Annotated in this window: 24 protein-coding genes; 17 read left to right on the top strand and 7 right to left on the bottom strand. The window is 40.0% G+C overall.

Features of this window, described 5'->3' with window-relative positions; genetic code table 11:
• Positions 1 to 16: 16 nt before the first annotated feature.
• From hutX to DDU33_RS01170, 3 genes are read left to right on the top strand one after another with little or no spacing between them, the layout of a single operon-like run.
• Positions 17 to 511, top strand: coding sequence for a heme utilization cystosolic carrier protein HutX (hutX, locus tag DDU33_RS01180; RefSeq protein WP_108922633.1), 495 nt, complete (start codon positions 17 to 19; stop codon positions 509 to 511).
• Between the two features lie 10 nt (positions 512 to 521).
• Positions 522 to 1,049, top strand: coding sequence for a heme utilization protein HutZ (gene hutZ, locus DDU33_RS01175; protein WP_108922631.1), 528 nt, complete (start codon positions 522 to 524; stop codon positions 1,047 to 1,049).
• Positions 1,039 to 1,365 (top strand): TonB-dependent receptor, encoded by a 327-nt coding sequence (locus tag DDU33_RS01170; RefSeq protein ID WP_244175323.1) that lies wholly within the window; start codon positions 1,039 to 1,041, stop codon positions 1,363 to 1,365. The genes hutZ and DDU33_RS01170 overlap by 11 nt, the downstream gene beginning before the upstream one ends.
• Positions 1,366 to 1,471: 106 nt before the next feature.
• Here DDU33_RS01170 and DDU33_RS01165 read toward each other — a convergent pair whose 3' ends face one another.
• Positions 1,472 to 2,221 carry an MlaA family lipoprotein gene (locus DDU33_RS01165; RefSeq protein ID WP_108922629.1) on the bottom strand — a complete coding sequence of 250 codons (750 nt, stop codon included), beginning with the start codon at positions 2,219 to 2,221 and terminating at the stop codon, positions 1,472 to 1,474.
• Positions 2,222 to 2,369: 148 nt separating this feature from the next.
• Between DDU33_RS01165 and metJ the strand changes: the two genes are divergently transcribed.
• The 3 genes from metJ to panF are packed head-to-tail and all read left to right on the top strand — an operon-like array spanning position 2,370 to position 4,388.
• The gene (gene metJ / locus DDU33_RS01160; RefSeq protein ID WP_005817935.1) at positions 2,370 to 2,687 is read left to right on the top strand and encodes a met regulon transcriptional regulator MetJ; all 318 of its coding nucleotides are present in this window, start codon (positions 2,370 to 2,372) and stop codon (positions 2,685 to 2,687) included.
• Positions 2,688 to 2,731: 44 nt separating this feature from the next.
• Positions 2,732 to 2,968, top strand: a complete 237-nt coding sequence (locus DDU33_RS01155; protein WP_108922627.1) for a YhdT family protein — start codon at positions 2,732 to 2,734, stop codon at positions 2,966 to 2,968.
• Positions 2,958 to 4,388 (top strand): sodium/pantothenate symporter, encoded by a 1,431-nt coding sequence (panF, locus tag DDU33_RS01150; RefSeq protein WP_108922625.1) that lies wholly within the window; start codon positions 2,958 to 2,960, stop codon positions 4,386 to 4,388. The genes DDU33_RS01155 and panF overlap by 11 nt, the downstream gene beginning before the upstream one ends.
• A gap of 65 nt (positions 4,389 to 4,453) precedes the next feature.
• Here panF and thrC read toward each other — a convergent pair whose 3' ends face one another.
• Positions 4,454 to 5,728: a threonine synthase gene (gene thrC / locus DDU33_RS01145; protein WP_108922623.1), complete on the bottom strand. Its 1,275-nt coding sequence runs from the start codon at positions 5,726 to 5,728 to the stop codon at positions 4,454 to 4,456.
• Between the two features lie 376 nt (positions 5,729 to 6,104).
• Between thrC and pgtP the strand changes: the two genes are divergently transcribed.
• The 3 genes from pgtP (at position 6,105) to mgsA (ending at position 8,804) form a co-directional block, all read left to right on the top strand.
• The gene (gene pgtP / locus DDU33_RS01140; protein WP_005817942.1) at positions 6,105 to 7,439 is read left to right on the top strand and encodes a phosphoglycerate transporter protein PgtP; all 1,335 of its coding nucleotides are present in this window, start codon (positions 6,105 to 6,107) and stop codon (positions 7,437 to 7,439) included.
• A gap of 109 nt (positions 7,440 to 7,548) precedes the next feature.
• Positions 7,549 to 8,334, top strand: coding sequence for a Cof-type HAD-IIB family hydrolase (locus DDU33_RS01135; RefSeq protein ID WP_108922621.1), 786 nt, complete (start codon positions 7,549 to 7,551; stop codon positions 8,332 to 8,334).
• 11 nt (positions 8,335 to 8,345) lie between these two features.
• Positions 8,346 to 8,804: a methylglyoxal synthase gene (gene mgsA / locus DDU33_RS01130; protein ID WP_005817946.1), complete on the top strand. Its 459-nt coding sequence runs from the start codon at positions 8,346 to 8,348 to the stop codon at positions 8,802 to 8,804.
• Positions 8,805 to 8,834: 30 nt separating this feature from the next.
• On the opposite strand, the gene DDU33_RS01125 is transcribed toward mgsA, so the two are convergent.
• The 4 genes from DDU33_RS01125 to DDU33_RS01110 form a co-directional block, all read right to left on the bottom strand.
• A complete protein-coding gene (locus DDU33_RS01125; protein ID WP_005817948.1) occupies positions 8,835 to 9,209 on the bottom strand; it encodes a hypothetical protein in 375 nt (124 codons plus the stop codon).
• A 102-nt stretch (positions 9,210 to 9,311) separates the two neighbouring features.
• Positions 9,312 to 10,139 (bottom strand): PTS mannose transporter subunit IID, encoded by an 828-nt coding sequence (gene manZ / locus DDU33_RS01120; RefSeq protein WP_005817950.1) that lies wholly within the window; start codon positions 10,137 to 10,139, stop codon positions 9,312 to 9,314.
• Positions 10,140 to 10,157: 18 nt separating this feature from the next.
• Positions 10,158 to 10,952, bottom strand: a complete 795-nt coding sequence (locus DDU33_RS01115; RefSeq protein ID WP_108922619.1) for a PTS mannose/fructose/sorbose transporter subunit IIC — start codon at positions 10,950 to 10,952, stop codon at positions 10,158 to 10,160.
• Positions 10,953 to 10,974: 22 nt separating this feature from the next.
• Positions 10,975 to 11,949, bottom strand: a complete 975-nt coding sequence (locus tag DDU33_RS01110; RefSeq protein ID WP_108922617.1) for a mannose/fructose/sorbose PTS transporter subunit IIA — start codon at positions 11,947 to 11,949, stop codon at positions 10,975 to 10,977.
• 275 nt (positions 11,950 to 12,224) lie between these two features.
• Here DDU33_RS01110 and yccS point away from each other — a divergent pair, with 275 nt between their 5' ends.
• Complete coding sequence (yccS, locus tag DDU33_RS01105; protein WP_108922615.1) at positions 12,225 to 14,456, top strand: YccS family putative transporter; 2,232 nt, start codon at positions 12,225 to 12,227, stop codon at positions 14,454 to 14,456.
• Here yccS and DDU33_RS01100 read toward each other — a convergent pair.
• Entirely contained in the window at positions 14,435 to 14,758 is a 324-nt protein-coding gene (locus tag DDU33_RS01100; RefSeq protein ID WP_108922613.1) for a S8 family serine peptidase, read from the bottom strand. The two genes, yccS and DDU33_RS01100, sit on opposite strands and share 22 nt — an antisense overlap.
• A 175-nt stretch (positions 14,759 to 14,933) precedes the next feature.
• On the opposite strand from DDU33_RS01100, the gene hfq reads away from it, so the two are divergent.
• The 7 genes from hfq (at position 14,934) to pth (ending at position 20,804) form a co-directional block, all read left to right on the top strand.
• A complete protein-coding gene (gene hfq, locus DDU33_RS01095) occupies positions 14,934 to 15,218 on the top strand; it encodes an RNA chaperone Hfq (protein ID WP_005817966.1) in 285 nt (94 codons plus the stop codon).
• A 5-nt stretch (positions 15,219 to 15,223) separates the two neighbouring features.
• Positions 15,224 to 16,618 carry a ribosome rescue GTPase HflX gene (hflX, locus tag DDU33_RS01090; protein ID WP_108922610.1) on the top strand — a complete coding sequence of 465 codons (1,395 nt, stop codon included), beginning with the start codon at positions 15,224 to 15,226 and terminating at the stop codon, positions 16,616 to 16,618.
• An 88-nt stretch (positions 16,619 to 16,706) separates the two neighbouring features.
• Positions 16,707 to 17,204, top strand: coding sequence for a ribonuclease E activity regulator RraA (rraA, locus tag DDU33_RS01085; RefSeq protein WP_005817970.1), 498 nt, complete (start codon positions 16,707 to 16,709; stop codon positions 17,202 to 17,204).
• Between the two features lie 110 nt (positions 17,205 to 17,314).
• Positions 17,315 to 18,646 (top strand): ATP-dependent RNA helicase SrmB, encoded by a 1,332-nt coding sequence (gene srmB / locus DDU33_RS01080; RefSeq protein ID WP_108922608.1) that lies wholly within the window; start codon positions 17,315 to 17,317, stop codon positions 18,644 to 18,646.
• Between the two features lie 13 nt (positions 18,647 to 18,659).
• Entirely contained in the window at positions 18,660 to 19,241 is a 582-nt protein-coding gene (locus tag DDU33_RS01075; protein ID WP_108922606.1) for a DUF805 domain-containing protein, read from the top strand.
• Between the two features lie 282 nt (positions 19,242 to 19,523).
• Complete coding sequence (gene pdxH, locus DDU33_RS01070) at positions 19,524 to 20,153, top strand: pyridoxamine 5'-phosphate oxidase (protein ID WP_108922603.1); 630 nt, start codon at positions 19,524 to 19,526, stop codon at positions 20,151 to 20,153.
• A 66-nt stretch (positions 20,154 to 20,219) separates the two neighbouring features.
• The gene (pth, locus tag DDU33_RS01065; protein WP_005817977.1) at positions 20,220 to 20,804 is read left to right on the top strand and encodes an aminoacyl-tRNA hydrolase; all 585 of its coding nucleotides are present in this window, start codon (positions 20,220 to 20,222) and stop codon (positions 20,802 to 20,804) included.
• The last annotated feature ends 13 nt before the right edge of the window (positions 20,805 to 20,817 follow it).

The raw sequence follows: 20,817 nt of genomic DNA, 5'->3' as shown, positions 1-20,817 counted from the left end.
AATAAAAGGAGACAAAATGACAAACCTGTCACAACAAGTTGCGGATTATTTAGCACAAAATCCGAATGCGATTACTTTAGAGATCGCAGAACAGCTACAACAGCCTGAAGGGCATATTCTAATTTCGTTACCTAAAACGTTCGTCAAATTGTTTGATGCGAGCCGAGCGGAAGAAATTCTCACTGAAATCAGCCAATGGGGCACATTTACTACCATTATTGAGAAAGAAGGCTCGATTTTTGAGATCAAAGACCGTTTTCCAAGCGGTATCTTTGGACGTGGTTATTACAACTTAAATATGAAAGATGAAGAAGGCGCACTTCATGGACATTTAAAACTAGACAATATTGCGCACATCGCTTTCGTTAGCCTGCCTTTCCGTGGCAAAGAAAGCTATAACATTGCCTTTATTGCTCACAACGGACAGACCATTTTCAAAGTTTATCTCGGACGAGATGAGCAACGCCAATTATTCCCTGAACAAGTCGAAAAATTTAAAGCATTTAATTAAAGGAGTTACTATGTCACAAACTAACCGTCAAGAAGCGTTACAAAATCGTTTAGGCCCTGAAATTCAGGCATTTAAACAGCAGATGAAAACTATTTTGCTCTCTACCGTTGATGCCGAAGGCAATCCAAATGTGAGCTATGCGCCTTTTGTTATTCACAATGGCGAATATCAAGTGCTGATTTCAACCATTGCCCGCCATGCACGGAATTTACTTGAAGTGCCTAAAGTTTCGCTCATGTTAATTGAAGATGAGAGCCAAAGCCGTGAGATTTTTGCTCGTCGTCGTTTAACCTTTGATTCATCAGTGCGTATGGTTGAACGCCATAGTGCAGAATGGGAAGAAGCTATTCAAGCCCTTAAAGCGCGCCATGGCGATACGATCTCTAATTTAGCTAAAATGGAAGATTTCAAGCTTTTCTGCTTCAAGCCAGAAAAAGGGTTATTTGTTAAAGGCTTTGGACAAGCATTCCAAGTCAGTACAGACGATTTAGTCAACTTCGTTCATTTGGATGAAGGGCATAAACATATTGAAGAATAGAAATATTCAACTTACACACGTTAAAGCTAAAGCGGATAAAGATATCAATGGAACGATTTACAATCCAACTGGGGCAGTTAATCTTATCGATTTAGGTGTATATTGGAAACCGATTAAAGCGTTGACTTTAACAGCTAATGTGAATAATCTCTTTGATAAGAAATATTGGAACTGGGCAGATATTTCCTATTTCGCTGTACGGGGCTCATCAGCAGCAACTGGGGGACCGAATGCCTCAAGTCTCTCTGTGACTAATGCTGATACTTACACAGCTCCGGGGCGGAATTTTAATGTAGGTTTGAGATACGAGTTTTAGCTGGTTATAAGCGGTAGAAATAGCGTAAAAATTTGCAATATACTTTAAAAAGTGGGGAGGCCAAATGTGGCTTCCCCATTTATTTCTTAAATAAAGAATAGGTAATTTAGTCAATATTCTTCAATTCTTCTTCAGATAACGTTTCTTTACCGTTATTGTTATCTTCTACTTTTCCATCATTTATCTTAAAGTCTAAGTTTTGGAAATAGGCTTCACGGAAGGTAACATACGAATCAGAGGAATGTTGTAATAATGCGTCTTGGTCCAATAATCTTGCTCGTGTATCAACACCTTGCACGACAAATTTCGTAATTGACCATGGTGTCGTTAAAAGAGATAGTGTTGGGTAAGTATTATCAACAACACGTCCAATTGCTTGGCGAGGTGTTGTTGCACCATAGCCGGGAACCATAATATAAGCACCACTTCCTACACCGTATTTGCCCATTGTATCCCCAAATTCACGAGAACCTTCTTGTTTTAAATCCGGCGTTAAGCTTGCCCAGTCAATTAAACCACCCAAGCCAAAGACAGTATTGATCCAGAATCGGTTAAAGTGGATCATCGCTTTTTTACCTTCACCTTCAAGTAAACGGTTCACAAAACTTGCCGGTTCATCAAGGTTGTTTGCGACATTGACTAAACCTGTTTTAATTGGGCTTGGTACGTAATCACGCCAACCTTTGGCAACAGGTTTTACGACATAAGGATCTAAGTATTCATAGTTTACTTTCCACATAGCACGGTTAAAACCTTCTAGTGGATCCTTACGCTCACCCGTTGCGGGATCTATTGAGGAAGAGCAGGCACTGATAACAAGCACGCTACTAAGTAATGCAATATATTTTAATTTCATTCTTTAATCTCATAAAAAGGATTTTGGCTATTTTAGCCTGATGATAGAAAAAACACCAATAAAAATTAGGATAGAAATCTAGACGTCTAGATTGCGATATAGTTCAGATTTGATTACAATAACATCACTTTTATAGGAGTAATGAGTAATGGCAAATTGGAACGGCGAATATATCAGCCCTTATGCAGAACACGGAAAAAAAAGCGAACAGGTAAAGAAGATTACCGTTTCGATTCCAATTAAAGTGTTAGAAATTCTGACGAATGAACGTACTCGCCGTCAAATTAAGAATTTACGGCACGCAACAAACAGCGAATTACTTTGTGAAGCGTTTTTACATGCTTTTACCGGGCAACCACTTCCAACCGATGAGGATTTGATGAAAGAGCGAAGTGATGAGATTCCGGAAGAAGCAAAACAGCAGATGCGAGAATTAGGTATTGACCCGGAAAACTGGCAATACTAATAAAGAGCCTCACGATTGTGGGGCTTTCTTTTAGAGGAACTTTTATGCAAAAACAACTTATTCGAGAAGCACGCTGGGCAATCGGGCTTTCTTTAGCGTATTTAGCTTGCTGGATTTTCTTTGGGTACTTTTTCCCTGTTAAAGCCGGTGTGTTAGGCTTTCCTATTTGGTTTGAACTTTCTTGTTTATTTTTACCGCTTGTTTTCACGTTGGCAGTATATGTTGTGATCAAAACGGTTTACCAAGAAATTGATTTGGAGGCAGAGCAAGATGGCAAATAAAGAAATGTTAATTCCGCTTATTACCTATCTGCTCTTTGTCTTTGGTGTAGCTTATTATGCCTATCGCCAACGAGCAGGGAGTAGTTTTTTATCTGAATACTATATTGGTAGCCGCTCGATGTCGGGCTTTGTTTTGGCTATGACGACAGCGGCGACTTATCTCGGCGCAAGTTCTTTTATTGGTGGCCCCGGTGCGGCTTATAAATATGGTTTGGGCTGGGTATTACTTGCAATGATCCAAGTGCCTGCAGTGTTATTAGCTCTCGGTGTATTAGGTAAAAAATTTGCCTTATTAGCTCGCCAATATAAAGCGGTCACAATCAACGATTTACTGCTTTCACGCTATCAAAATAAATTTGTTGTTTGGATCTCAAGTCTTGCTTTGCTGCTCTCTTTCTTTGCGATGATGACGGTGCAATTTATCGGCGCAGGGCGTTTATTAGAAACGACATTGGGGCTTGATTATCGTATGGCAGTCATCATTTTTGCCTGTACGGTTGGTATTTATACCTTTATTGGTGGCTTCCGTGCGGTTGTGATGACCGACACCATTCAAGGGCTCGTGATGATTATCGGCACAGCCTTTTTATTCGGCGGCGTCCTTTATGCTGCAGGCGGCGTAGAGAATGCGATGAACACCATTCAAGGCATCAATCCACAGCTTCTTGAGCCTTACGGCATTGATGAAAGACCGCTAGATTTTACTTTTATGACCTCGTTTTGGGTGTTGGTATGCTTTGGGTTAATTGGTTTACCTCAATTAGCGGTGAGAAGTATGGCGTATAAAGATAGTAAATCGCTTCATCGTGCGTTAGTCATTGGCACATTGGCGGTCTCGGTATTGGTACTTGGTATGCACCTAACCGGTGTGATTGGGCGAGCGGTTATCCCTGATCTTAAAATTCCGGATCAAGTCATTCCTACATTGATGGTACAGGTGCTTCCTCCGTTAGTTGCCGGTATTTTCCTTGCAGCACCGATGGCGGCAATTATGTCTTCCATTGACTCGTTGCTGATTCAATCTTCTTCAACGCTGATTAAAGACTTATACCTTGCATTTAAACCCAATGCAGTAAATAACGAAAATAAGCTGAAATGGTTTTCCACCATTACGACTTTAACCTTTACCCTATTATTAGTGTTTGCGGCACTTAATCCACCGGAAATGCTGATTTGGTTAAACTTACTCTCGTTAGGTGGCCTAGAAGCAACGTTTTTATGGGTTATTGTGTTCGGACTCTATTGGGAAAAAGCCAATGCAAGCGGTGCAATTTGCTCAATGATTTGCGGATTAGTAAGTTATGTGATTATCGCCACTTTTAAAATCAGCATTTTCGGTTTTCATGCGATTGTACCTGCATTAGTGATAGGGTTAATTGGCTTTCTGGTTGGGAATGTGTTTGGAGCTAAGAAGTCATAAAGCGTTTAAGAATTTATAGTAGATAAAAAGAGGGGACGATGAAGTCCCCTTTATCTTTTGAATTGCTATTTCAGTAGATATGCACGTAAAGTTGCAAAATCCGCCGCCATTGTGTCCGATAACAGTTCCATTTTGTTATGTTTGTCTAACGCTTCAGGCAACGGTAGTTCAATATCTAAAATGCGTTCCACGCTTTCTTTGAATTTCGCAGGGTGTGCGGTGCAAAGGAAAATACCGGTTTCGCCTGCTTGTAGCTGATCTTTCAACGCTTGGTAAGCAATCGCTCCGTGTGGCTCACATAAGTAACCTTCCGCATATTGTGCTTTTAATGCTTCTTCGGTTTCGGCATCATTTAAGGCATCTGAGCCTAATTCGCTCAAGCTCCAACCGTTACGTTTAAACAGCTCTTCAACACGTGGCCAGTTGTTCGGGCGGCTTACGTCCATTGCATTTGATAATGTCGCAACCGTTGCACTCGGTTCCCATTTGCCCGATTTGAGATAACGTGGCACAGTGTCGTTCGCATTGGTTGAAGCGATAAAACGCTTAATCGGTAAGCCTAAGGTTTTCGCAATTAAGCCTGCGGTTAAGTTACCGAAGTTACCGCTTGGCACAGAAACTACCACATCGCTACGTTTCTCTTTTGGCAACTGAGCTACCGCTTCAAAGTAGTAGCAAACTTGAGCAAGTAAACGGCTGATATTGATAGAGTTTGCTGAGTTTAAGCCGATAGCTTGGCGAAGTTCCGCATCGTCAAAGGCTTGTTTAACTAATGCTTGGCAAGCGTCAAAGTCTGACTCAATTGCCACGGTACGAATGTTTCCGCCTAAGGTACAGAATAATTTTTCTTGTAACGGGCTGATTTTGCCTTTCGGGTAAAGAATAACCACATTGATATTTTCTAAACCGTAGAAAGCGTGAGCCACCGCCGCACCTGTGTCGCCTGATGTCGCCGTTAAAATCGTAATTTTGCCATCGCCACGCACCGCACTTAATGCCTGTGCCATAAAACGACCGCCAAAGTCTTTAAAAGCAAGGGTCGGACCGTGGAATAACTCTAACGCATAAATATCATCGTTCACTTTTGCTAGTGGAGCAGGGAAAGTAAACGCATTTTTTACCATTGTATTTAAGGTTTCTTGTGGCAATTCATCGCCAATCAATGCCGATAAAATCTTTTGGCTACGCTCAACCAACGGTAATGCTAATAAAGCGTCAATGTCGTCAAATTTAGGTAACACTTCAGGGAAAAATAAGCCCTGATCTTTGCCTAACCCTTGGCGAACGCCTTGGGCAAAGTTTACTTGTTCTTCAGGATGTTTGATGTTGTATAAGTTCATTAAATGGTCCTTTGTATGCTTAATCGGGAAATACCTTGATTTTAGCTATTCCCCTTTGTTAGTCAATGCAAACATCAAGAAAAGCGGTTGGATTTTTTGAAGATTTTGCAAAAATTAAATAATTTCACTTCTTTTTAATATAAATAAATGGGGAATAAAGAGTATGCTAAAAATGAAAATTTATCGTTCATTATGTAAATTTGAGTAATCGTTTGCGTAAGTAAGTTGTTGTTTTTATAGGCATTTAATATTAAAAACTTAGATTTAGATCACAAAAATTACAAAAGAGAGTTGCTCAATATATTTACTCCAATTGATAATAAGTCACATATGTTGTGTTAAAAATGAATTTTAATTAAATTTTAAAGGAGCTTATATGTTTTCATTTTTAAAAGCATCTGCACCTGCACCGAGAATTGAAAGTTCTCGTACAGATGCGGAATATCGTAAATTACGTTGGCAAGTATTTGCTGGTGTATTTATTGGCTATGCAGCTTACTATTTGATTCGTAAGAACTTTTCTTTAGCTATTCCTTATTTAATAGACGAATATGGATTTAGCAAAGCGGATCTTGGTACGGTTGCCGTGGCATTATCTCTCGCTTATGGATTTAGTAAATTCATTATGGGAAATGTTTCAGATCGCTCAAATCCAAAATATTTCATTACCATTGGTTTATTAGGTTCAGCAATCATCAGCTTAATTTTTGGTTTAGTACCAGGTGTACTTTCTTCTATTCCATTAATGATCTTACTTGCGGCCTTAAATGGTTGGTTCCAAGGTATGGGCTATCCACCAGGTGCGAAAACAATGACTAACTGGTTTTCTCGCTCTGAACGAGGAGCTTGGTGGAGTTGGTGGAACGTGTCACACAACTTAGGTGGTGGTTTGATTGGTCCATTGGCGATTTTAGGGTTATCTATCTTCGGTGTATGGCAATCTCTTTTCTATTTGCCTGCGCTTATCGCAATTGTGTTAGCGTTTATCGTATTCTATTTAATGCGTGATACACCTGAATCACAAGGTTTACCACCAGTAGATGAATGGCGTGGCGAGAAAGTATTAGAAAAAGTGGAATCAGCACATACGCTTTCTTCTAAAGATATTTTCTACAAATATATCATTAACAATAAATTCCTATGGGCAATTGCGATTGCGAACGTGTTTGTTTACTTCATTCGCTACGGGATTATCGACTGGGCACCAACCTACTTAAAAGAAGTGAAACACTTTACTGTGGATAAACAAAGCTGGGCATATTTCCTTTATGAATACGCAGGTATCTTCGGTATGCTTGCAAGCGGTTACTTAAGCGATAAAGTTTTCAAAGGTCACCGTGCACCGCCAATGTTATTATTCCTAGTGGGTGTATTAATTGCTATCGTGGTTTACTGGAAAAACCCGGCAGGCAATCCGTTAGTTGATAACATCTGCTTAGTAGCGATTGGTTTCTTAATCTACGGTCCGGTAATGATGATCGGCTTACAAGCGGCAGATTTAGTGCCACGCGTTGCAACAGGTACAGCAACAGGTTTAACAGGTTTATTCGGTTACTTACTTGGTTCTGCAAGCGCAGGTTGGGTAATGGGTAAATTAGTGGATGTTTATGGTTGGGACGGTGGTTTCTATGCCTTAATCGCATCTTGCTTCTTAGGTTTCGGTTTTATTGCCTTTACCTTATTCCATAGACCTGAAAAAACAAAAGAATAATGATTTGTTTATAATGAAAGGCGGCTTAGAAATTAAGCCGCTTTTTTTATTGAAACCGTATTGAGAAATGGCATATCATCACACTAAAGCATGTTAATAGGAGCGTATTATGCAAACTCACTACAAAGCAATTTTTAGCGATATTGATGGCACATTGATTACAAGTGATCACAAAATCTCGCCTAAAACGGAATTAGCAATTAAAAATGTTTTGGCAAAAGGGCTTCCGTTTATTCCAGTTTCAGCAAGACCACCTCTTGCCATTACGCCTTATATGGAGCAATTAGGCAATAAAAGTGCGATTATCTGCTTTAGCGGTGCGTTAATTTTAAATGCAGATCTAGAACCGCTCTATAATGTAGTGATTGAAAAGGCAGATCAAATAGCTTTAGATGAGGTGCTGAAAGATTATCAACATATGGGCATTAACCACTATGTTCAGAGTGAGTGGTATAGCAACGATCCTAATCTCCCTTCAGTGCAGCGTGAAGAACGCATTACCCAATTAAAATCCGTAAAAAAACCAGATGAGCTTATTCAAGCCAATAAAGTATTAATTATGGGCGAAGCAAGTGAAATTTTGGCGTTAGAAAATAAACTTAAAGCTCAATTTCCGCAACTTTCGATTCACCGTTCCTTACCAGAATATTTAGAAATTATGCATAAAAGTGCAACGAAAGCGAATGCAATTCGTTTTATGGAAAGTATTTTGGCTGTAAAAGGCGAAGAAGTGATTGCCTTTGGCGATAACTTTAACGATTTAGATATGCTGGAATATGCAGGATTAAGCGTAGCTATGGGAAATGCGCCGGATGAAATTAAACGCGTAGCAAAACGCGTGACATTATCGAATAATGAAGATGGTATCGCTATCGTCTTAAATGAATTATTTTAAAAGGAAGAAAAATGTATAGAACAACCAGAACCATTCCCGTACGTAAACATATTGCCTTAGTGGCACACGATAGTTGTAAACAAAGTTTAGTCACTTGGACGAAAAAGCATTGTGAGGCTTTAAGTCCTCATCAACTTTATGCAACAGGTACAACAGGAAATTTACTTGCAAAAGAAACAGGATTAGAGATCAAGGCATTACTCAGTGGCCCAATGGGGGGAGATCAACAATTAGGAGGGCTTATCGCCGAAAAGAAAATTGATATGCTGATTTTCTTTTGGGATCCGATGAATGCAGCTCCGCACGATCCAGATGTGAAAGCATTAATGCGAATTGCGACCGTATGGAATATTCCTGTTGCGATCAACCAATCTTCGGCAGATTTCTTATTACATACGACATTATTACAACAATCCGTAGAAATTGAAATTCCCGATTATGAGCGCTATTTACAGGAACGTTTGAAATAAGAGAACAAGCGGTCTGTTTTTTATATAAAATTACGATTGACTTTGTTGTTCGCTGACAAACTTAAGTAGTATCTGAATTTCTTGCTTCGCGTTGTCTGATAATACTTTATTATCTGCCAACATTTGTGTACCACGTAGGCGGATAAATTCAAGGTAGTCTTGATTTTGCGTTTCAACAAATTGCTGTTTGGCAGCATACATTTCGGCAAAATATTTCTTGGTTTGCGAAATCAAAAGTTTTTGCCCCATAAGCACAAAAATAGCTAAAGCAAGTGCAATAACAGAACCGTAGCCGTTGGTTGGGTAATACAGCACACCGGCGATAATAAATAAGCCCGTAACTAGCATTGAGCTGTTTTTGATATATTGCTGTTCAGGCGCTTTGAGTGCTTGTTTGAAATTCATTTGCAACATTTCCTTGAAATTAGACCGTTTAGTGGCGGACACTAACGTGGTGTCCCTACAATTTATTTTGTAGGGACACGTTGCGTGTGTCCGCTACCAGTATTATGCTAACACACCAAAGTGGTAACCTAAAATTCCTACACCAAAGAGTGCAAAGATAATATACATCGCATTTACTTTTTTACGGAGTAACCACATACATAAGAATGTGAGCAATAATGCGGCTAAACCTGGTAATAAGTCGTTTAATACGCTTTGTACGGTGGTAACCACTTCTTGACCGGCTTGGTTTGTATAGCGGGAAAGTTCAAGTGGAATGTTAATACTTGTCCACTTAGATACCAGCGACCCCATAACAAAGAGACCGAGAATAGACGCCCCTTGCGTGAGTTTTTGTAAACGACCACCGCCCATATCACTTACGATTTCAGTACCTTTTTCGTAACCGTATTTGAAACCATACCAACGGGTTAATGCACGGCATAAGTTAATACCGATAAAGAAAAGAAGTGGACCTAATAAGCTACCGCTAATCGCTAAGCCTGCACCTAATGCCGCTAATACCGGACGTAATGTCCCCCAGAAAATTGGGTCGCCCACACCGGCAAGAGGTCCCATTAGACCAACTTTTACACCGCTGATTGCTGCATCGTCAATCTCTGCACCATTTGCACGCTCTTGCTCCATTGCAGCGGTTACGCCCATAATTGCAGAACCAACCCAAGGTTGTGTATTGAAGAATTCTAAGTGGCGTTTTAATGCAGCGGCTTGGTCTTCTTTGCTACTGTAAAGACGTTTGATGGCAGGGATCATTGAAACACAGAACCCCATAGATTGCATACGTTCGAAGTTAAATGAACCTAATAAGAATGTTGAACGCCAGTATGTTGCACGAATATCGGCTGCGGTTAATTGTTTTTTCTCAGACATAATATATTCCTTTTAGCCTTATAGACCTTCTAATTCATTATCTGCTAATTTTTTCGTTGCACGAGGTGCAGCGGCTGATTGGTTAAATTGTGGGTTTAATTGGATGTAAATCATCGCAAGACATGCACCTAAGAAACCTAGACCTACTAAGTTGTAGTTTGAGAATGAAGCGATCACAAAACCAATAAAGAAGAATGGCATTAATGCACCTGCACGCATCATATTGATAACCATTGCATAACCTACAACCACAATGAAACCACCAGCGATTTGTAAGCCACGCGTTACCACTTCAGGAATCGCATTTAATGCTTCCGTTACGGTATCTGTGCCTGCAACAAGCGCTACGAAGAAAGTTGGAATTGCTACACGTAATGCTTGTAGAGAAAGACCTGCAAAGTGGCAGAATTCGATACCACGGAAGTTTGCTTGTTCCGCAAATTTATCGGCTTTGTGTTGTAAGAAAATGGTTAAGGTACGTACGAAGATAGTTAAGACTTGACCCGCTGCAGCAACAGGAATTGCAATTGCAATCGCAGTACCTTTATCTTGACCGCCTTTAATCACTAAAATTGCCGCAATAACAGACGCTAAAGCTGCATCTGGTGCCATTGCTGCACCTACGTTCATCCAGCCTAACGCAAGCATTTCTAGCGTACCACCGACAATAATACCCGTTTGTAAATCGCCTAATACCCAACCAATTAAGGTACAAGTTACAAGTGGACGGTGAGTTTGGCGTTCATCAAGTACAGAACCCATACCACAGATTGCAGCGACAAGTGTCACTAAAATAATTTCAATCGTTGTCATATTTAATCCTTAGAACTATGCTTTAGAATTTAAGTGCATCTAATTTTGCTTTGGTAACTTCCACTTTTGGGTTAGTTGCCACTTTTTGCATGGTTAGCTCAATGCCTTTATCAAGCAATGCTTTAAATGCTTCAACATCAGCTTTACTTACCGTTACCGCATCTGAAAGCATTTGGTTACCGTCTTTATATGTCATACCGCCTACGTTAATTTTGTCGAATTTAACGCCAGCTTCTAACAAGCGGAGTGCATCGGCAGGTTTGGTTACCAGCCATAAAATATTTTTACCCACATATTTCGGGTTGTGATAAACCTTAATCGCCTTTTCAACAGGAATTACATAGCCTTTTAGACCTGGTGGGACAATTTGGAGAAGTAATTCACGGCGTAGCTCATCATTTGCCACATCATCGTTTACTGCAAAAATTGCTTCACATTTCACCGCTTTTGCCCATGAGGTTGCAACTTGACCATGGATTAAACGATCGTCAATACGTAACAAGGAAACATTCATGCGACCATTTGGATCATATTTTGATAAATCTTCTGCTGGTGCTTCTTCCTCTTCTGCTTTAGCTGGTGCAACTTTAGGTGCTTCTTCCTCTTTTGCATGGAAAGTTTTTACACTTAAGTTACCCACTTCTTTCGCAATGGCGGCTAAATCAGAAGCGTTATCTTCATCTGCTGATGCATCCATCACTTCTAATAACATTGGCAAGTTTACACCTGTTACAATGTCATCTTGAGGGCGTTTAGCCACAACACGTGCAGCAGCGTTGTATGGACTGCCTCCAAATAAATCGACTAAGAATAGTACCGGCGTGTCAGTTTCAAAGCCGGCAATAATAGCTTCATACTTCTCAACCAGATTATCTTGTCCTTCACCGGGTAAGAAGGTTACGACATGAAGGTTATCTACCTCGCCATAGACCATCTTTGCCGAATTAACCAGCTCTTCAGAAAATTTTCCGTGAGTGGCAACGATCAAATTCACCATTTTTAATGACCTCTATAAAATGGAGTATATACGAAACAATGGTTATTTTTTGTTTCACCTTTTTATCTTTCGCAAACGTTTGCGAAAGGCTTTCGGATTTTAAATTTAGAATAAATTTAATGTCAAATGAAGCTAGAGGGAAAGTGAAGATTATTAGATCTAGATCATATTTCCTAGCGAGGATTTTTTCTATGGATAACAAAAGGTTTTTTGCCCCTTGTCTGATAAAAAGATTGGCGTAAAATCCGATAGATAAAAACAAATGAATAAATGCTATGAGAATGCAAATTAAGAAATTATCTGCTCATTGGCTAACTGCTAATGTCATTAATACTTTACCCATTTTTATTACAACGAATATCGCCGCCGTTGCGATTTGGTTACTTAATATTTCTGAACATGCTATGCCATTAATTTTAGGAATTATTGCCGGTGGTTTAGTTGATTTAGACAATAGTTTATCGGGGCGTTTTAAGAATTTAGTCATTACCTTGATTGCTTTTGCAGTCTCATCATTAGGAGCAACCCTCTCTTTGCATTTTGGTTGGCTTTTTATACCGCTTGCAATGTTCAGTACCTTTGTTTTGGTTATGTTAGGCGCAATAGGGCAGCGGTATAGCACCATTGCATTTGGGACATTGGTGGTCTCGGTCTATGCTTCTTTAACTTATACACCAGAGATCCCTTGGTATCACAATATGCTGATGATTTTAGCCGGAGCTTCGCTTTACGGTGTCGTCGGTATGCTTATTCATTTACTCTTTCCAAATCGAACCGTTCAAGAGAATTTGGCTAAATCTTATGAGGCAATTAGTGCGTATTTATTAGCCAAATCCGCATTTTTTGATCCGGATGATGACGACTTAGTGAGCAAACAGAAAGTACTTGCACAAGCAAATAGTGCTGTGATGCAGGCATTTGTTCAAACCCGAGTTTCACTGTTTTATCGCCTACAACGTGATAACCGCCAAACTCGAACACAGAAGATGCTTCGTTATTATTTTACGGCGCAAGATATTTTGGAGCGTGCAAGTTCTAGCCATTATCGCTATCAAGAGCTATTTCAGCAGTTGCATCAAAGTGATCTGATGTTTCGTTTTCAGCGAGTGTTAGAATTGCAAGCACAGGCATGCCGACAAATCGCCACCGCCTTGCGTTATGCCGAGCGTTATCAACATAGTCCTCGTGGTGAGAAAACTATGCAGGGTTTATTGAACTCATTAAATTATCATCAAGAACAAGGCTTGAAAAATGCTTATCGTTGGCAATCTATTGCGGAAAATTTACGTAATATTGAACGGCAATTAAGCCAAATTGAACAAGATGGAATGGAAACACAAGCGGTAGAAATTGGTAATGATTTTGCGAAATCTTACCGCTTATCCTATCGCCTTACGGCTGAAAATGTGTCTGGCTTAAGAAATATGTGGCAAGCAATCCGTAATCACTGCACGTTGTCTTCCCAACTCTTTCGCCACGCTATTCGACTTTCGGTTGTGGTAGGCATTTGTGGGTTGTTAGTGCCAATACTTCAGTTAGATAGTAAAGGTTATTGGATTTTATTAACCGCGATTTTTGTTTGCCAGCCGAACTATACCGCAACCAAAAAACGTTTGATTCAGCGTGTTGTTGGGACGATTCTCGGTGTATTCGTTGGTATATTGCTGAGAGAATATTATCTTACCGCAAAATTAGAAGCTGAATTAGGATTGATTGTTTTAACGGCAACGCTTTATACCTTTTTCCGCTTTCGTCATTATGGCTATTCCACTTTTTATATTACATTGTTGGTGTTAATTAGCCTGGATATTACAGGTATTGGTGCAGAGGAAGGTATTTTACCTCGTATTATTGATACCTTATTAGGGACTTCATTAGCGTGGTTTGCTGTATCCTTTATTTTTCCGGATTGGAAGTATTTGAACATTTATACCAATCTCAAAAATACACTGATCGCAAGTAGCGTTTATTTACGTCATATTATTGCTCAATTACAATTTGGCTATAACGATCAACTGCCATATCGTTTGGCTCGACATGAGGTACATAACAATCTTTCAACACTCAATTCGGCAATTTCAAGTATGTATAGTGAACCGAAGAAATATAAATCGCTATTAGAGATTGCACCGAATTTATTGGGTATGAATTACACATTATTAGGATATATTTCTGCCTTGGGTGCTTATCGTATGGCAAGCCCAATATTAAATCAGCAAGTGGATTTTTCAGCACTCTTTTTCTCGCATGCTAGAGAAGTCGCACTGCTCATTGAGCAAATGGCAACAGGCAAACGTTCTATGGCAAAATTGACGACTGAACTCACGTCAATTGATGAAGATTTAGCGCAATTTGAACTTTCTCATCAAGATAAATGTGATGAGCTAAGTCTTATTCTTGTACAACAATTGCGTTTAATTGTACAGCTCTTACCTCAATTACAAGAGCTAATAAAAGAAAAAGCCTTAGATGACGTGACTAAGTCTCAATCTAAAGAGAGTATTTGATCTGGATTAACGGCAAGTACGCCACTTACCTTTTCAAAATAAGTTGTGGCTTCTTCAATCGTTTTATTATTTGGGACTCGGATTGCAACCCCTTTGAGTGTTTGGTAATCATAAATAAGCTCTGCGTGATATTGTTGGATAGCTTCATATAATGGTTTTACTCCAATTTGTGTGTCATAGAAAATAATGAGATTACGGGGAGAAAATGCATTATTTTCAGCAGAAGCCATTGATTTTGTTGGAGATGAGCAAGCACTTATCATGCTAAAAATGAATGTTGAAAAAACAAATTTGAATTTCATCGTTATTCCTTATGAAGAAAATGTCTAATAATTTACTAGACAATTTTAGTAAAGTCCTTATCATATCTATTACAGATCAGATGAGGTAATGTGTTATTTATGGTAGAATTTAACCGCTTTTAACACAAAAATGGTTCAGAAATCTCTATATAACAATAACAAAAGGAAAGAAAAAATGGCAAAAGGTCAATCTTTACAAGACCCATATTTAAATGCACTCCGCCGTGAGCGTATTCCTGTTTCGATCTATTTAGTAAATGGGATTAAATTACAAGGTCAAATCGAGTCATTCGACCAATTTGTGATTTTATTAAAAAACACAGTGAGTCAGATGGTTTATAAACATGCAATTTCAACGGTTGTGCCTGCACGTGCGATTTCTCATTCTAACCATAATGGTAATGGACATCAGCAAGCAGCTCAACAATCAGATGTTGTTGCAGAAAAAGTAGCGGAATAATCACTATGACTACGCAAACTTCCATTCCAGTATTACAGCCAAGTGATGACGAAAGTCAGCCGCTTGGCTTTGTGTTTTCTGAAAATAAGAATGTAATTGAACATTCTCACGATCAAGATCGTGCTATTTTAGTTCACTTATTCTTCTCTTCACATAAAGATGTTGAAAATTTAGCGGAATTTAAAACATTGGCGGAATCAGCCGGTGTTGAAATTCTCTCAACCCTTACCACAACACGCTCTGCACCGCACATTAAATATTTTGTCGGGCAAGGCAAAGCTGACGAAATCAAACAAGCGGTTGAAGCTTTAAACGCAACGGTGGTTTTGGTTAATCACGAACTTAGCCCTTCCCAAACCCGAAATTTACAATCTCTTTGCCAATGCCGAGTGGTAGATAGAACTGGGTTGATTTTAGATATTTTTGCTCAACGGGCGAGAAGCCACGAAGGGAAGTTACAGGTTGAACTAGCCCAACTTAAACACCTTTCAACCCGTTTAGTACGCCGTTTAGGTAATCAAGATCAGCAAAAAGGTGGTGCAGTTGGGCTGCGTGGACCGGGCGAAACCCAATTGGAAACGGATCGCCGTTTGATTAAGGTACGCATTCAACAACTCCAAAACCGTTTGGCAAAAGTAAGCAAACAGCGTGAGCAAAATCGTAAAACACGCCAAAAAGCAGATATTCCAACCGTGTCTTTGGTGGGATATACCAATGCAGGAAAATCCACACTTTTTAATGCGATTACTCAAGCAGGCGTTTATGCCGCCGATCAACTGTTTGCAACCCTCGATCCAACATTACGGAAAATGCAGATCCAAGATGTTGGCACAACGATTTTAGCGGATACGGTTGGCTTTATTCGCTTCTTGCCGCACGATTTAGTTTCCGCTTTCAAAGCAACATTACAAGAAACCATAGAAGCGAGCTTGTTGTTGCACGTGATAGATGTTTCTGATGAGCGAAAAAACGAAAACATTACCGCCGTCAATCAAGTGCTTGATGAAATTGGTGCGTTAGACATTCCCAGCATCTTAGTTTTCAACAAAGTAGATCGCTTAGAAGGTATTGCTCCTTTTATCGAACGGGATGAAGAGGGGCGAGTAACAGCCGTTTACCTTTCTGCACACACGGGCGAGGGGATTGAGTTGTTGTATGAAGCAATCCGTGAGCGTTTACGCAATGAAATGATTGTTGAAACCGTACTTCTTCCGCCAACCGCCGGTGCGATTTACACCTTATTTAAACAGCAAAATTGCCTTAAACCGGAACAGTTTAATGAATTTGGCGACCGCATTGTGCATATTGAGGTTGATAAAATTCAGTGGCATAAATGGTTGAAGCAATATCCTGAACTCACAGAATATATTGCATTTGCGAAATGGTATTTAGAAGCTTAACAAGCGGTAAAATTTGGAGAAAATTTGGCAAATTTTGCAGTTAGGTTTATACTCTATCTATAACAATTTATGATAAACGGAGTCTATTATGCGTATCGATACCTCAGCACTTTGTGATATTTACTCAGATCAAGTTGATGTGGTAGAACCCATTTTTTCCAGCTTTGGTGGAGCGTCTTCTTTTTGTGGCAAAATTACCACAGTAAAATGTTTTGAAAGTAACGGCTTAATCGCAGACGTTTTAGAAGAAGAAGGGGAAGGTCGCGTATTATTAGTGGATGGCGGTGGTGCAGTTCGCCGTGCATTAATTGATGCTGAATTAGCACAACTTGCCGTAGATAATGGTTGGGAAGGGATTATTGTTTATGGTGCGGTTCGCCAATTAGATGTATTAGAAACATTAGATATTGGTATTCATGCGCTTGCGCCAATTCCTGTTGGTGCGGAAGATACCGATATTGGGGAAATTGATACACCGGTTAATTTTGGCGGTGTGACATTTTTCCCTGAAGACTATATCTATGCAGATTTGACGGGCATTATTTTATCGCCGGAACGCTTAGATCTAAACGAATTAGAAGATTAATCCAATCTCCCACCTCATTTCTTAATTTATCATGGGGGCATTTTTATTGCTCCCTCTCTTATTATTTTTAGCAAAAAATTGACCGATTTTAACCGCTTGTAAGGATCATAATGACAACCGAAAACCCAATTTTAACCTTTGAAGAATTAGATTTATCTCCTCAACTTCTCAAAGCACTTCATAAAAAAGGCTATAAACGCCCGATTTCTGTTCAAGCACAAACTATTCCTTATGCCTTAGATGGCAGAGATTTGCTAGGCTCTGCGCCTACCGGAACAGGGAAAACCGCCGCTTTTTTATTGCCGGCAATTCAACATTTATTAGATTACCCTCGCCGTAAACCGGGTGCACCTCGCATTTTAATTTTAACGCCGACCCGTGAATTGGCAATGCAAGTGGCTGAACAGGCAGAAGAGCTGGCGGAATTTACCAATTTAAGCATTGCAACCATTACTGGTGGTGTGGCATATCAAAATCACGGCGAAGTGTTTAATAAAAATCAGGATATCGTTGTTGCAACCCCAGGGCGTTTAATGCAATACATCAAAGAAGAAAATTTTGACTGCCGTGCCGTTGAAATTCTGATTTTTGATGAAGCAGACCGTATGTTACAAATGGGATTTGGGCAAGATGCCGAGAAAATTGCCGCTGAAACACGTTGGCGTAAACATACGTGGTTATTTTCTGCCACCCTTGAAGGCGAGTTACTTGTTGATTTTGCTGAGCGTCTTTTAAACGATCCGGTGCAAATTGAAGCTGAGCCAAGCCGCCGTGAACGTAAAAAAATCCAACAATGGTATTACCATGCAGATAACCTCGATCACAAAACGAAGTTACTCGCCCGTTTGATCAATGATTTTGAAATGGAAAAAGTGATCGTCTTCGTTCGCCGCCGAGAAGCCGTACGAGAGCTAAGCGATACGCTACGCAAACGTGGTTTACGTTCAACTTATCTTGAAGGCGATATGGCACAAACACAACGTAATCAGGCAATTAATCGCTTGAAAGAGAGTGTCGTTAATGTACTCGTTTCAACAGATGTTGCTGCACGTGGTATTGATATTGATGATGTCGATTTTGTGATCAACTTTGATCTACCTTATAGCGCAGATACTTACCTTCATCGTATCGGCCGAACCGCTCGGGCAGGTAAGAAAGGCTCTGCAATTTCTTTAGTGGAAGCGCACGATTATAAATTATTAGGAAAAATTAAACGCTATACGGAAGAACCGTTAAAACCTCGCATCATTGAGGGGTTAGAGCCTAGAACCAAAGCGCCGAAAGATGGCGAGCTGAACAGTAAAACCAAAAAAGAGAAAGCTCGTATTAAGCAACGTAAAGAGGCGAAAAAAGAAGCCGCAAAAGCTAAAACGAAAGTTCGCCATAAAGACACGAAGAATATTGGTAAACGACGTAAGCCAACAGGGCAGGCAGATAATTAGTGGAGAATTTATTATGAAATGGTTTATCCATGCAATCAAAAATATTTTTATCTACCAAGGGCGAGCCAGACGAGCTGAGTTTGGTTGGTTTTATTTAACCACTTTTTTGATTAATCTTGGTTTTGTTTTAGCAATTCAATTATTTGGTCTAGGTGGATTTCTTACCGCTGGAGCATATCAATCTGATACGGTAACTTTTCTTACGAGTGTTTCAATTATGGTATTAGGAGGAATATCTTTTCTCTTTAGTATTGTGACATCTTTGGCACTTTTGAGTGTAACTGCTCGCCGTTTACATGATTTAGGGCGTTCGGGTTGGTGGCAATTAGTTCCTTATTTGATATTACCCATTGCCAGCATACTTTGTTTAATTCCATTTATTCCTGACGCTGATAATGGTTATTTGACACCGAGTGAGCAAAGTACAGAAATGATGGCGTTTTTTGCTGTTTTTATCATTGCGACTCTGATTTATTTGGCATTCTTTGGTATTCTCTTTTTTAAAGATGGGCAACGCCACGCTAATAAATATGGCGAAGATCCGAAAGCAATTCCAGCAACAGCAAATACTTCAGAGATAACAACGCAATCTTAAAATTTATCTGTAGCCACTGTGTTCAGCCCCTCATTGCAGCGATCAAGATATATAACCCTCGCCCCTTGTGGGAGAAGGAAAGATTTTGCTTCGTTTAGAAGCAAAATCAGGGAGAGGGGAAAATTGCGCTCTGAAAGATATTGGCTTTCCCCTCTCTCTGCCGAAGGTTGCTGAACGCACCCTTCAGCTGTCTCTCTCCCTCAAGGGGAGAGAGTTTTAGGTTTGCACATTTTTATTGTTTTGCCACAAATAATTTTAACCGCTTGCGCTATAAGGAAAATCATGGACTTACACAATATTCGAGAAGATTATCATCAAAGAACTTTGTCAGAAAGCCAATGTGATGATAATCCCCTTACTCAATTTCAAAAATGGCTAGCCGAAGCAATTGAAGCAAAAGTAAATGAACCGACAGCGATGAACCTTGCTACAGTACAAGATAATCGCCCGACAAGTCGTATGGTGCTATTGAAAGAAGTCAATGAACAAGGCTTTATCTTTTTTACCAATTACCAAAGCCGTAAAGGGCAAGCAATAGCACAAAATCCTTATGTCGCCTTAACTTTCTTTTGGGCTGAGTTTGAACGCTCCGTCAGAATTGAAGGGGTAATCGAAAAAATTTCTGCACAAGCCTCCGATGAATATTTTGCCACTCGACCTTACACCAGCAAGATCGGGGCGTGGGCAAGCGAACAAAGCCAAGTATTAAGTAGTAATACCGCATTAGTTGCTAAAGCTGCGCTGATGGCGGCGAAGTATCCACTTAACGTACCAAGACCACCATATTGGGGAGGCTATCTTGTTAAACCTGAGCGCATTGAATTTTGGCAAGGCAGACCAAGTCGTTTACACGACAGGATTTGCTATCGGTTAGAAAATGGAAACTGGTTGAAAGAAAAACTTTCCCCTTAGCGTTTTACCTTGAGAAATTGGCATAAATTGCCTACAATATCGCCTTTTGTTTATTAGACGAAAACTATGTCGCAAATTAAATTGATTGTCGGGCTTGCCAACCCCGGCGCAAAATATGAAGAGACTCGCCATAACGCCGGCGAGTGGTTAGTGAATGAACTTGCTCGTATGTTTAATGCCACGTTAAAAGACGAGGCAAAATACTTTGGTAAAGTCGCCAAAATTAACACGCCACAAGGCGAAGTGCGTTTGCTTGTGCCAACCACTTTTATGAATTTAAGTGGTAAGGCTGTTGGTGCGTTAGCGAATTTTTACCGCATCAAACCTGAAGAGATTTTAGTCGCTCACGATGAATTGGATCTCCCCCCAGGTGTTGCCAAAATCAAGCAAGGTGGCGGACACGGTGGACACAACGGTTTAAAAGACATTATTGCAGCCCTTGGTAATAGCAATAATTTCTACCGTGTGCGTATCGGAATTGGTCACCCAGGGCATAAAGACTTAGTGGCAAGTTATGTGTTAGGTAAACCTTCGCCGACGGATCAGCCTTTAATTAACGCAGCAGTTGATGAAGCCAGCCGTTGTGTGGAACTGCTGTTCAAAGAAGGGATTGTTAAAGCGACTAATCGTTTGAATGCTTTTAAAGCGTAAAAAAGGTGTCATT

Source organism: Actinobacillus porcitonsillarum (assembly GCF_003101015.1).
Classification (GTDB): Bacteria; Pseudomonadota; Gammaproteobacteria; order Enterobacterales; family Pasteurellaceae; genus Haemophilus_A; species Haemophilus_A porcitonsillarum.
The sequence above is the reverse complement of the archived record's forward strand: the minus strand, read 5'-3'. Positions and strand labels throughout refer to the sequence as shown.